At 27.8% G+C, this 12,246-nt stretch carries 11 protein-coding genes; 4 read left to right on the top strand and 7 right to left on the bottom strand.

Features of this window, described 5'->3' with window-relative positions:
• Positions 1-23: 23 nt before the first annotated feature.
• Both ACJJVK_RS13990 and ACJJVK_RS13995 read left to right on the top strand, forming a co-directional pair.
• Complete coding sequence (locus ACJJVK_RS13990; protein WP_405566944.1) at positions 24-407, top strand: hypothetical protein; 384 nt, start codon at positions 24-26, stop codon at positions 405-407.
• A 161-nt stretch (positions 408-568) separates the two neighbouring features.
• Positions 569-952 carry a YHS domain-containing (seleno)protein gene (locus ACJJVK_RS13995; RefSeq protein ID WP_405566945.1) on the top strand — a complete coding sequence of 128 codons (384 nt, stop codon included), beginning with the start codon at positions 569-571 and terminating at the stop codon, positions 950-952.
• 391 nt (positions 953-1,343) lie between these two features.
• Here ACJJVK_RS13995 and ACJJVK_RS14000 read toward each other — a convergent pair whose 3' ends face one another.
• From ACJJVK_RS14000 to ACJJVK_RS14015, 4 genes are all read right to left on the bottom strand, one after another.
• Positions 1,344-1,877, bottom strand: a complete 534-nt coding sequence (locus tag ACJJVK_RS14000) for a hypothetical protein (RefSeq protein ID WP_405566947.1) — start codon at positions 1,875-1,877, stop codon at positions 1,344-1,346.
• Between the two features lie 134 nt (positions 1,878-2,011).
• The gene (locus tag ACJJVK_RS14005; protein WP_405566950.1) at positions 2,012-2,695 is read right to left on the bottom strand and encodes a CPBP family intramembrane glutamic endopeptidase; all 684 of its coding nucleotides are present in this window, start codon (positions 2,693-2,695) and stop codon (positions 2,012-2,014) included.
• 11 nt (positions 2,696-2,706) lie between these two features.
• Positions 2,707-5,997: a M1 family aminopeptidase gene (locus ACJJVK_RS14010; protein WP_405566953.1), complete on the bottom strand. Its 3,291-nt coding sequence runs from the start codon at positions 5,995-5,997 to the stop codon at positions 2,707-2,709.
• 2 nt (positions 5,998-5,999) lie between these two features.
• A complete protein-coding gene (locus tag ACJJVK_RS14015; RefSeq protein WP_405566955.1) occupies positions 6,000-6,887 on the bottom strand; it encodes an ABC transporter ATP-binding protein in 888 nt (295 codons plus the stop codon).
• Positions 6,888-7,096: 209 nt separating this feature from the next.
• Between ACJJVK_RS14015 and ACJJVK_RS14020 the strand changes: the two genes are divergently transcribed.
• On the top strand, positions 7,097-7,888 hold the full coding sequence (locus ACJJVK_RS14020; RefSeq protein ID WP_405566957.1) for a sensor histidine kinase: 792 nt from the start codon (positions 7,097-7,099) through the stop codon (positions 7,886-7,888).
• On the top strand, positions 7,885-8,586 hold the full coding sequence (locus ACJJVK_RS14025; protein WP_405566960.1) for a LytR/AlgR family response regulator transcription factor: 702 nt from the start codon (positions 7,885-7,887) through the stop codon (positions 8,584-8,586). The genes ACJJVK_RS14020 and ACJJVK_RS14025 overlap by 4 nt, the downstream gene beginning before the upstream one ends.
• A 1-nt stretch (position 8,587) precedes the next feature.
• On the opposite strand, the gene ACJJVK_RS14030 is transcribed toward ACJJVK_RS14025, so the two are convergent.
• The 3 genes from ACJJVK_RS14030 to ACJJVK_RS14040 form a co-directional block, all read right to left on the bottom strand.
• A complete protein-coding gene (locus ACJJVK_RS14030; protein WP_405566963.1) occupies positions 8,588-9,259 on the bottom strand; it encodes a DUF4386 domain-containing protein in 672 nt (223 codons plus the stop codon).
• A gap of 139 nt (positions 9,260-9,398) precedes the next feature.
• Positions 9,399-10,325, bottom strand: a complete 927-nt coding sequence (locus ACJJVK_RS14035; RefSeq protein ID WP_405566966.1) for a hypothetical protein — start codon at positions 10,323-10,325, stop codon at positions 9,399-9,401.
• Between the two features lie 358 nt (positions 10,326-10,683).
• A complete protein-coding gene (locus ACJJVK_RS14040; RefSeq protein ID WP_405566969.1) occupies positions 10,684-11,484 on the bottom strand; it encodes a hypothetical protein in 801 nt (266 codons plus the stop codon).
• Between the last annotated feature and the right edge of the window lie 762 nt (positions 11,485-12,246).

Consider the following 12,246-nt stretch of genomic DNA (forward strand, 5'->3'; position numbering starts at 1 on the left):
AATATTAACTTCAATTAATACGTATGGACAATTGGTATTTACCTATGACAATATTACCTGGTATAGGTTTATTAATTCTATCAACATCAAACTTAATGATTACCTTGAGTAATGAGGTAGCTTCTTTAATTAAAGAACAAGAAATGCCAGAATCTATTATTTCTAGAAAATTAGTACAGTTAAAAACATTAAATAGAGCAATGGTATTCTTTTATATAGCTGTAGCCTTTTTAGCAATAACAGGGGTGCTTGCTGGTTTACAAATAGCTTCTATAAAAAAGAGTCTTGTTTACATAGCTGTTATAGGTATTATAATGATGCTTTCAGGAATTTTTTCTTTAATAAAATATTCATACAAAGCAGTAAGTATTAGGCAAGATCAATTTACAAAAAAAATTACGAAGTAAACGCTATAAAGTTATGGAAGTGCTTGGAAAAGAAACTTCTAAAACTTAGCAATACCTAAAGAAAGTTAATCAATTAGAGAGAAGAAAAAGCAAGTAGATTAAAAATAAGAATAATCATTAAGAAACAACTTTAAAACAATTAAACACTAATACAAATTAAAATGAAACATAATTTAAAAGAAGGAATTGCAGCACAAGAATATGATGTTGTATCATTTTTTGATGGAAAACCACAAAAAGGAAATGCATCAATAACAGCAAGTTTTGAAAATGGTACTTTTTACTTTGCGTCTGAAGTAAATAAATCAAAATTTGAAAAATCTCCTGCAAAATTCGCTCCACAATATGGAGGATATTGTGCTATTGCAATGTCTGAAGGTGCTGAAGCAAACCCAAATCCTAAATCATGGGAAGTTAGAGATGGTAAACTTTACTTTTTTACAAGAATGTTTTTTGGAATTATTGATGCAAAAAGACAATGGGTTAAAAAACCTGAAGAATTAAGAGATTTAGCTGATGCTGCTTGGGCTAAAATGAATGCTTAATTAAGTTTAAAATTGCATTTAATAACCCTTTAAAGCAATATTCTGATTTTAGTCTTTAATTTAAAACAGAGATAAACATCATTTTTCTTTTGTTTATCATCTTATTTGAATCGTTTACTATTATATAATCCAACTCATAAATGGGCAGTTAATACACAGTTAGCCAATAAATAACTTAATTTATGAGTTGGATTTAAATAGTTTAGGAAGATTTTTAAATAGTTATTATTTTAAAATTCTAAACCTAAACTTCTACTAATGTTCTAAAAACCAAGTAAACATTTACAATTCTAAAGAGGTGATTTTTTCAAACAGATCTAAAATCATTGACTGTTTGTTAGTTGGAGCAACCTCTTTAAAATAACGTAGAAAATCTTGAGAAGTTGTGTTTTTAGTTAATTTCTGTAAGAGGACCTTTATAATAAACAGAAAAAGGTATATCTCTAGGATCAAAGGCTTCATAAATAAATTCATATTCATTTTCTGATTTATTTATAATTAATATTCCATTTTTGTTTACCTCATATACACTTTCACCTGGCTGAATTTCATCATTTACAAATTGAGCATTATTTATAAAATACACAGATACATCCTCTCCAGCTTTATATTTTCCTGAAATAGAATCATTTTTCGTTAAAATATCTGAAACTTCTAAAAACCAATTTCCTCCATTAAAAACATTGTTATTATTACTATCTTTTATGGTAATACCTTTAGGATACAATGCTATAGAGTATTCATTATTACTGCCAGTTTTCTCTATAAGTCCATTACTTATTTGATACGTTAAACCATCAAATTCAATTTTATTGGAATCATTATTTTGTTCTATAATATCGTTATTATTAGAGGAGCAACTAAATAATATAATAGCTATAAATAAAACAAATAATCTATTTCGTGATAATGTAAACTTTTTCATAGTTATTTCTTTTTTAATTAAGTTTAATATTTTTATACTGTTAAGTTTTATAAAATGTTGTTTGGGTATTTTAAATTCATTTTTTAATAAGTGCCTAAATTTTTTTCAATATTTTAGGGCTGATGGCATTTTACTTAAAATAGTAGTTGTGTTACCCATTCAGAAATTAAACGATCTATATTCAAATAAATAAAAGTGACTCCTATAGTGTCATAAATTCCATGAATTAATACAAGTAGCAATAAATTATTTCTGTTTTTATTGAAGAGTAAAGAAATTGCAAATGACCATAGAAACACAGATACAACTCCTATTAACCCTTGATATGCATGAGATATTCCAAAATAAAGTGAAGTTATAAAAGATGAGAATATCCATGCTTTATTGTTATTTCCTAATAACCTAGCTATTCCTTTCATATAGTATCCACGAAATAATAATTCTTCGCCAAAAGCGGCAAACACCCATACAATCAATAATAAAATACTATATCCCAAGAAGTCACCTCTTATGTCATTTATAGATGAAAGGTCGTAATTACCAAACCAATTTATTAGTATTGGGTCTATTAAAAAAGTGAATATTGAGAAAAGAATACTAGCAAATAGTACACTCTTTAAAATAGTTTTTTTAGTGATTTTCTGTCCTATTCCAAATTTTGACCAATCAAATTTACTTCCTTTTAAAAGTAGAAAAACAATACCAAGAGGGAAGAAAAAAGTGAAATTTCGGTCAATAAACCCAAATAATGGCGAAATAAGCATTATTAGAATTACTGTATATGGTTTGTTTAAAAAATTGTATACAATTGTTTTCATTTTTGTTGTTTTTATTTTAATTCTAAAGAGGTAACTTTCTCAAACAAATCCGTAATTAAATATTGTTTATCTTTTGGTGTAACCGCTCTAAAATAGCTCAGTAAATCTTGAGAAGTTGTATATCTTTTTGTTTTAGTTTTTAGTTTTCCATTTTCTGTATTCCAATCTTCTAGAAAACGCTTTAAAGCTTTGTTTACTTGCTCCTCTCCTATTTCTTTTTGCAGTTGATACATGGCAATGGCTCCTTTAGCATAATAGACAAAATCTTGATTTTCTACCAATGCCAATGATTGCTCAGAAGTTGCTCTAACTCGTTCTGTATCATACTCTTCTTTTTGTAGTTCTAAGAACTGTTGCACTTTTTTAGCACCATATTTTTCTTTAAGAACCATTATAGCTGCATACTGTGACAAGGTTTCTAAAACAAAATATTGTCCTTTTACATTAGCTGCTTCTACTTGCATACCAAACCATTGATGTGCAATTTCATGAGCGGTTACATAAAATGCCATATCTACATCTTTTTTATCATCTATATCTAAAATAAAACCTATGGATTCTGAAAAAGGAATGGTTCCTGGAAAGGATTGTGCCATTTTTTGATAACGTGGAAACTCCATAATACGCAATTGATTGTATTGATAAGGACTAAAATTTTGACTATAATACGCTAATGAAGTCTTCATAGAATTCATCATTCTATCAATATTATAAGTATGTGCTTTGTGATAATAAATTTCTAAATCTACTGGTTTTTTTATACCATCTAAACTAGATATCCACTGGTCTTTTTTAATCTCATAAGTTGCAGAAACTATAGCATAAAAGTTAATGATTGGTTTCTCTGTTTTATAATGAAAATAGTTCCGATTATTTTCAGTCCATTTTTTTAATAATTTACCAGGAACTAAAGCTGTTTGTTCTCCAGAAGTAGCCATAACCATTTCAAATCGAATACCATCAGAATCACTACCATTTCTAGCATTTACCAATTCTTTATTGTCTTTTTGTATTGCTCTATCAGTACGAATTGGTAAATCAAATTCCTTACGTTCTTCAAGATCTCTAAGCTCATATTTTTTATTATAACCTATTGTTGGTAAGTCAGAGTTGTTAAAAAATGTTCCGTTTTTATTGATTTTTACATTAGAATTACCCAAATCAAAGCCTTTTGTAGTAAAACTTTGCTTAAAGTACATTTTAACAGAATCTCCGGGTTTTAAAGCTTTGTTTAATGTAAAGATTGAATAATCAAATTTTTTATATGAATTATCAATTGCATATTTATGATCAAAAGAAATACTATCTAATTTTACATTTTCTTCAATTAACTTCTGAATGTGAATGTTTTGTATAGCTGTTGTATTTGTGTTTTTCAGCATATAATAACCTTCTACAGTATAATTTCTTTCTGCTGGATACAATTCTAATTGTAAGTTAACATCTACGATTTTTGGTTGTGGTATGTATTCAAAATGTTTGAGTTCTTTTTCATAAGCAACTCTAAAAGCAGTAGCTTCAGAATTTGTCCAATATTCATTTAAAATATTAGTATTGTAAAAGATATAGCTTCCAACACTCAAAAAAAGAATTAGCAACAAACTTGTAAATTTTAAAAGAGGCTTACTTGCTCTATATTTAATAGCTTTAATTCGTTTTATCAAATTGGTTTCAGTACCTCTTACATGCACCAAAGACCCAATAACCAAAAGTAGCATCCCAAATAAAAACCAATACCATTTGATAAAAAGATAACGTTTCATAAAATGCCCATATCCATTCATATCTGAGTACGTTCCTAAAGAATTTCCACCAAAAACAAATAAATCATGATCAAAACCAATGGTACCTAAAGTTATGTTGATAATGAAAAATACCAGCACCAACATTATGCCCACAAACTTATGATTTACAACGGATTGAATAAAAAACGCGATAAAAGTATATAAAGCTAAAAACGGTAATATTTCAAGAAAGAAACCATAAAAATATACTTGAAATTCGTATTTATAATAGCCACTTACTGTTTGAAATATAATACCAGAACCTATCAAACAAAGCATTAATACTATATAAATGAAGTTCAATCCTATAAATTTACCAAGCAACTTTGTAAAACTAGACATGGGAGAGGCATCATAGATAAGATCTAACTTTGCTCCTCTTTCTTTCCAAATTAATTCACCTGAATAGAATACTAAAATCACGATAAAGAAAAATATAGAAGTTTCTTGCAATTCTTCAACAATAAAATAGGTTGCAGGATAACTATCTACGCCATACACTGTACCTAGGTTTACTGAGTTAATTAATATAATTAGCATTCCACAAATTACAATTCCCCAAAAGGATGCTTGTTTGCAAATGCTGATAAAGTAAAACCAAGAAAACTCTTTTAGTTGTGTAAATTTAGATAATAAACCATATTGTTTTACTGCTTTTGGTATGATAATATTACCAATATTATTGGCTTTGTTGATAGTTGTTATCCTTTTTTGTTTTCTTTTTGCACGTTTTTCTTTAACCACATTAAAATTGAATTTTTTGTAACCATAGATCAAGGCTAGAATCCCTAAACCAACCCAAAATAATTTGTTGAAGAACAATGCTCCAAAAAACGGAATACTCTGTGTGCTTTTTTCTAAAGGAGTCCACGTATTTGTAACAAAAGATGTGGTTGTTAATGAAAATGGATCTAGAATGGCTTGCCAAAAATCATTTGTAATGGCTTTTGTTAGCATAAAAATAACAAACATAAATATCCCTTGTGTGTAAACAACTACTAGGTTTCTACTTAAAGCACCTGTTACAAAAAACAAAGATGCTCCAAAAAATAAGGTAGGTAATGTAATCTGAAGAAACGTCTTTATATACACAAAAGCATTAAAAGCTAAAAGTTTATCTGGATTGTGCCAAGGCATAAATTCACCTATAATCATCCCAAATAAAACACCTAAAAAGATGAAAAAAAGAATGGTAAAAGAACCTAAAAAACGTCCTAATAAATAATCTTTCTTTTTGATTGGAGTTGAAAATAGTAATGATTCTATTTCATACTCAAAATCTCTCAGTACAGAAACGCCCATAATCATTGACGCTAAAATCATAGAAAACCCAGTGATGGCTCCCATTGTTTTTGCAATGACAATTGGTGAGTTTTTTTTCAATATACCAAAATCAGTTCCTTGAAAAATAAAATCGACACCAACTAAAGAAAATAAGAATAAAAACAGGAAGAAAACATAAGTATCAGGACGTTTGATACGATATTGTATTTCGAATTTAAAAATTTGATACCACATAATTAATTCCTTTTTAAGTTTGTGTTTTTAAATAATTCAGAGAAATAAACATCCTCTAATTCTGCATTTATAAGAGAAAACCCATCACCTGGATGCACATCACTTAAAACATGAATGGTTGGTTTTCCTAAAAATAGTTTTTCACTGATAACTTTATAATTTTGTTTATAAATGTTTAATTCTGATTTCTCAATTGTTTTTTTATAAACCCTGTCTTTTAAACTTTCTAGTATCTGAATCGGATTTCCTTTTAAGCAAACTTGTCCTTTATTAATGATAGCCATATTTGTACAAAGTTCTTTTACATCATCCACAATATGTGTAGATAAAATAACCACAGTATGCTCTCCTAATTCGCTTAAAACATTATAAAAACGGTTTCTTTCTAAAGGGTCTAATCCTGCAGTGGGTTCATCTACAATTAAAAGTTTAGGGTTGCTTAATAAAGCTTGAGCAATTCCAAAACGTTGTTTCATACCTCCAGAAAAACCTTTTAAGTTTTGCTTTCTTACTTCGTATAAATTGGTTTTTTGCAACAAAGCTTTTACCAAATCATTACGCTCCCCTTTATTAGAAATTCCTTTTAAAACTGCAAAATGATTCAACAATACTTCTGCTGATATTTTAGGATACAAACCAAATTGTTGTGGCAAATACCCTAAGGTTTTACGTAATTCATTCTTTTGTTTTAATACATCTATATCACCCAAAAAAACAGATCCTGAATCTGCATCTTGTAATGTTGCAATAGTTCTCATTAGTGTAGATTTTCCTGCTCCATTTGGACCTAACAGTCCAAACATACCTGTTGGTATTTCTAATGAGATGTTTTGTAATGCCTGAATGCCATTTGAATAAGTCTTGGATAGATTGTCTATTATAAGTTCCATAATGCTTGGTTTTTTGATTTATTAGGGCAAACATAGCTGTGTTTTAAGCCTTTAAAAAATAGTTGGGATACAAGTAGGTTTTTGAGTGATATATGTATTAAAATCTGTTATATAGGGCATTAATAGTATCTTTTAGATTGTTTACCCCTAATCAAAGACTGTTTGTCAACTAATTTGTTTGATGTCGTTTATTTAATTAATATTGACCTATGAAGTTGAAAATATCAGAACAGAAGAAGAAATTAATCCTAAAAACTTATAGAATACTACTTGTTTTAATAGGAGTGATTATTGTAATATTTAATGACTTTTTTGGAAAAAAAGAAGGTTTTGTAGAGTTTATTGTCTTGTATTTTATTGTAGTTATAATTACAGTTTTTTATTGGATTTTTAAACAAATAAAATCTATTATAAAATTAAAAAGTGAAAAGGAGAAAACAGAATTAATGCATTTAAAAAGTCAGGTAAATCCTCATTTCTTTTTTAATATGCTCAATAATTTATATGGTTTAGTGGCTAAAGATGCTAAAAAAGCTCAAGAACTCATTTTAAAACTCTCTGATATGATGCGTTATAGCATATATGAAGGTGATAATGAAACTGTATTGCTGTCTCAAGAAATATCCTATTTAGAAAACTATATTGAGCTTCATAAAATGCGCTATCATAAAAATATTGATGTTCAATTTAAGGTTGATGTAGATAATAATGAAATAGAAATAATGCCTTTGCTTTTTATTATTCTGTTAGAAAATGCTTTTAAACATGGTGTAGAAAATTTAAGAGATCATGCTTTTGTACATATCAATTTAATTGAAAAAAATAAGAAGGTAAATTTCGAAATTGTAAATAATTTTGACATTTCAGAAGAAAATGAAGAAAAAGGAATAGGATTGCACAATTTAAAAAGAAGATTAGAACTTGTTTATCCTAAAAAGCATATATTATCTACATCAAAAAAAGACAATATTTATAAGGCCCAATTAAATATTACATTATGATAAAATATCTAATTATTGATGATGAACATATGGCTCACGATATTATAAAAGGATATTGTGAAATGCTACCTAATTTAGAATTTAAAGGAGATTGCTATGATGCAATTGAAGCCATTAATTTTTTAAATACTGAAAAAATAGACCTTATATTTTTAGACTTAAACATGCCTAAATTAAAAGGTTTTGAATTTTTAAAAACACTATCTAATCCGCCTAAAGTGATTGTAACAACTGCTTATAGTGAGTTTGCAATACAAGGTTTTGAACTTAATGTGTTAGATTATTTATTAAAACCCTTTAGTTTTCAACGTTTTTTAAGTGCGATAAATAAAATAAAAACTACTGAAAATAAACAGCAAGCTATAGAAAGTAATGACATTAGTAAATCCACTGAAAAACATATTTTTCTAAAACAAAACAATAGCTATATTCAAGTAGAATTAGCTTCAATTTTATTTATTGAGGCTTCTGGGAATTATACCAAAGTATTTACAGAAACAAATACTATTTCTATTCGAGAAAAAATATCTGATACTTTAGCTTTGCTTTCAAAAAATGACTTTATGCAAGTGCATAAATCATTTGCAGTGGCAAAAAAACATATTAGTAGTATTGAGGGCAATCGTATTTATATTCAAGATTTTGTTGTGCCTATTGGTAAAATGTATAAGACTAATGTTAATGGGTTATTTAACTAGTTTATTCTTGGTATGTTATTCTTGTAGTTTCTAAAGCTCCTTTAAAAAGTAACCAAATAGCCAAACCAAGTTCTCCTAAAGCCATGGGTATTATTAATACCATTTCTATATGTAAAACAATTTCTGCTGTAGGATTCGTTAATTTTAAAACATGTACCAAAATATAGGATAGCCCTGCTAATAATGTGATATAGCTTAGTATTTTAGGAATACTTTTGTATTGTTTCATTAGCTTACCTATCATTAGTATATGTACACCAAAAATAATCAATCCTACATTCCAGATGCTTAGAAATTGATGATAGTTTGAGTTAATACTACTGTTTGTCAATTCATTTACTTGTGCATTTTGTATTAAAAATATAATTGAAAACCCAAATATTAACGTATAAATTAATCGTATTGAGCTAGCCCATAGTGCTATTTTTTTATTGATTTTTTTAAAATACCTATACAAGCTGTATGAAACTACAATATCTAAAAAAAGGATTATATATAACCCAAAGAGCATTTGTATATATAATTCGTGATTATTTCTAATATGAACTTTTAAGGATATTTCTTGGTTATTTTGATATAAGGCTGTAAGAGCATATCCTATAGAAAAAGCTGCAATAATAGCGATGATAATTATTGATAGTCCAGTTAAAATTGCAGTACTTTTTTTGTTCATTTTAAATTATTAATATCTGCTTGTTGTAGTTTAATATACTTCTGCCTAAAAAGTTATTGAATAGAACTCTATCTCAAAAATGATAAAAACAACGTATTCGTATATGTAGACTGAAATAATATACTTTTAGTAAGTTTTATTATGAATTACATTCTACAGATAATTGTTGAGTTTCTGCCTTTTGTACAATCGGAATGTATTGCCCATTATAAATCTTAATGCATGTTAGATTCGGGTTTCTATCAATTCTTAAATCTATTAATTTGTTATTATTACTAACATCAAAACTAGTAAGTGCATTACTTGAAATGTATAAATGGGTTAAATTGGTATTATTCTCTAAATTTAAGGTTGCTAATTTATTGCCTGAAATTAGTAAGGTTTCTATAGAAATATTGGTTGTAAAATCTGCAGATTCTAATTGATTAGAATTTAGTAATACATGTTCTAAATTTGTAGCACCATCTGTATTAATAGTAACCAAATCGTTATGACTAATGTGTAAAACTTCTAAGGATTGGTTATGGATACTAAACTCTGTTAAGTAGTTCCAAGACAAATCTAAATCTTTTAGATTGGTTGCATTAGATAGCCCTGTAATTAAGTTATTATCCTCAAATCTATTTGCTTGTAGGTCTGCAAAAATAAGATTGGTGTTTTTACTTAAATCTATGTTTTTTAACTTATTACCAAGCAAATAAATGGTATCTAATTGGGTGTTAAAGCTTAGATCTACAGTTTCTATTTCTTGATTGGCTGTCGATAAATAAGTAATATTTGTAAAGCCCTCTAGGCCTGTTAAATCACTAATATCACCAAAATTAGCAGTAAGATTTAAATCTAAACGTGTTACTTTTTCTGCATCAGATTTTAGTATTTGATGATTTATTATACCATCAGAATCTATACCTTGTTCTATTAGTTCTATTTCAAAATATTGATCTGGAATATGAATGTAGGCTTCATCTGTTTCGCATAATTCGTAGTAATTATTATTACAAGCAGTTAATGAAAGCAATGTTAAAAGTAAAAATGTGTAGCGTGTTTTTTGTAAAATGGTTTTCATGATATTTTTTAGTATGTATTGATAGACTTTTTTTAATTGAAATTGTTACAAATCATTAAAAGTTCTTTTTAATCATTGCCATAAAAGAGTTAAAATCTTATAGACCAAAAAGAAATTAAAAAACATTTGTTTATCAATTATTTGACAAATGTATATCAGTATAAACTATAAATAGTTCTATATTATAAATCCGAACCTTTTTACTGTTATTTTATATCTCTTCTAGATTTACTATGAATACCACACTAATAAGCTACGTATAAAAAGTAAAGAGGCAACCCTTTTTATGGGTTACCTCCTACTTTATATACTTAGGTTTTCTTACGCCCTTGTACACTTTTTATTGCTTATTTACTTCTTACCCAACAGCGCTTATTCTCATTGCGTTGGTACTTGATAATTCATATAATTCTGTATTAATTTGTTGATAAAATAAAATTCCGGTAGCCATAATTACTCCTACTGTATTGGGTAATGGGCTTGTAAAACCTAAATCTACGGTTAATGTTGTAGCTGCACCTACTTGCCCTACAACCGATAATGCATCGCTATAAGTAATACCGTTCACTTTGTTTTCTGTGGGTGCTACAGGTTCGTATTTTTTTAAGCCAGCACTATAAGTATAGTTGCTTAATACAGTACTTACCAAAATAAGTTTAAAGTGTGTTGCCCCTTCTGGAGGTCTTAAAAAGTTAGATGCATTAAAGTCTGGCACTACCCAAGTGGCAATGCTTCGATTAACATCTAAGGTAGGTGCTGCATATTCTGGGTAAAATACAGTGCTTAATGGCACTTTACTATTGAACTCAAAACCTTCTAAAACTTCTTTGTTGTCTAAAATTTCAAATTCTCTACGACCACGTAAACCAGAACCTAGCGAATTAACACGTTTCATAATTCCGGTAATTCTACCAGTTATGGTACTGTCTTTAATGTTTTTAATAATAGAACCAAATCCTTGTCTGAGTGCTTTGCCAACTGTGGCAGAAGCCCCGAATTCTGACATGTTTTCTCTAGTTCTTTTGTAATTGGGGTCTGTGTTTATTCTGTTTTTGTCTACACCCTCTGTGGTTTTTACAATGCTATTGCCTCCACTCTCGTAGAATGTTAGTCCACCTAAGGACCCTTTTAACTTGATAAAGCCTTTTTGCTTTGCCATAATTTTAATGTATTATGACTGCTATTCATTTTTTTTAATTCTAATTTCTAGAAATCATAGCAATCTGATTAATATAACAAATTTGTAGGTATTACAAATTCTTTGAATCATTAGCCTAATGGTACAGGATATCCGTTGTTACGTTAACGTAATTGTTTGAGTGTAAGAAATGTATAGCAATATAAAGTGGAACAATTATAATGGTTTTTATTTGATATATACAAATTTAATTTAACTTTTTTAATGATATTGATATTTTATGTAGGGTAATATTATGTTTTTAGTATTATTTTAAGATTTATGTTGTGCTATTAGTATTTTTTGTATTCTGAGTTTAGATTAAAAGATTTTAATTTTATTATTTAAAAATATAATTAGAAATTTATTTTATAATTGTGGATTGATTTTGATTATAATGAGAATTTTTAAATTGGTTTCTTGTGAGGTTTTTCTTTGGTTATTTTTTATTGATATTTTGTGCTTTTTTGAGGTTTATTTTGAGGTGACTTACTATGACGTTCCTATTACGCTGCTATGACGTTCCTATGACGTTGCTATTGTAGTGGTATTTTTTACTTCTTCTCTACTTTTTTCGATTGACCCTTCGACTTCACTCGGGATAAATTCCAAAAGAACAAAAAAATCTAGACTTGCTATAATTTCATTGAATTCTACAAGAAATTATAGTATGTAAATTGTTAGAGTTAATTAGTTTTGAATAGTATTTACTCTATGAATATTCTGTTTGTTTTTTAAAAGCAT

Source organism: Polaribacter sp. Asnod6-C07 (assembly GCF_045063625.1).
GTDB lineage: Bacteria > Bacteroidota > Bacteroidia > Flavobacteriales > Flavobacteriaceae > Polaribacter > Polaribacter vadi_A.

What these genes read in the sequence shown, in the direction of transcription:
- ACJJVK_RS14030 (WP_405566963.1), bottom strand. Translation starts at nt 9,259, where the DNA reads ATGAACAAAAAAAGTACTGCAATTTTAACTGGACTATCAATAATTATC.
- ACJJVK_RS14015 (WP_405566955.1), bottom strand. Translation starts at nt 6,887, where the DNA reads ATGGAACTTATAATAGACAATCTATCCAAGACTTATTCAAATGGCATT.
- ACJJVK_RS14020 (WP_405566957.1), top strand. Translation starts at nt 7,097, where the DNA reads ATGAAGTTGAAAATATCAGAACAGAAGAAGAAATTAATCCTAAAAACT.
- ACJJVK_RS13995 (WP_405566945.1), top strand. Translation starts at nt 569, where the DNA reads ATGAAACATAATTTAAAAGAAGGAATTGCAGCACAAGAATATGATGTT.
- ACJJVK_RS14000 (WP_405566947.1), bottom strand. Translation starts at nt 1,877, where the DNA reads ATGAAAAAGTTTACATTATCACGAAATAGATTATTTGTTTTATTTATA.
- ACJJVK_RS14005 (WP_405566950.1), bottom strand. Translation starts at nt 2,695, where the DNA reads ATGAAAACAATTGTATACAATTTTTTAAACAAACCATATACAGTAATT.
- ACJJVK_RS14010 (WP_405566953.1), bottom strand. Translation starts at nt 5,997, where the DNA reads ATGTGGTATCAAATTTTTAAATTCGAAATACAATATCGTATCAAACGT.
- ACJJVK_RS13990 (WP_405566944.1), top strand. Translation starts at nt 24, where the DNA reads ATGGACAATTGGTATTTACCTATGACAATATTACCTGGTATAGGTTTA.
- ACJJVK_RS14035 (WP_405566966.1), bottom strand. Translation starts at nt 10,325, where the DNA reads ATGAAAACCATTTTACAAAAAACACGCTACACATTTTTACTTTTAACA.
- ACJJVK_RS14040 (WP_405566969.1), bottom strand. Translation starts at nt 11,484, where the DNA reads ATGGCAAAGCAAAAAGGCTTTATCAAGTTAAAAGGGTCCTTAGGTGGA.
- ACJJVK_RS14025 (WP_405566960.1), top strand. Translation starts at nt 7,885, where the DNA reads ATGATAAAATATCTAATTATTGATGATGAACATATGGCTCACGATATT.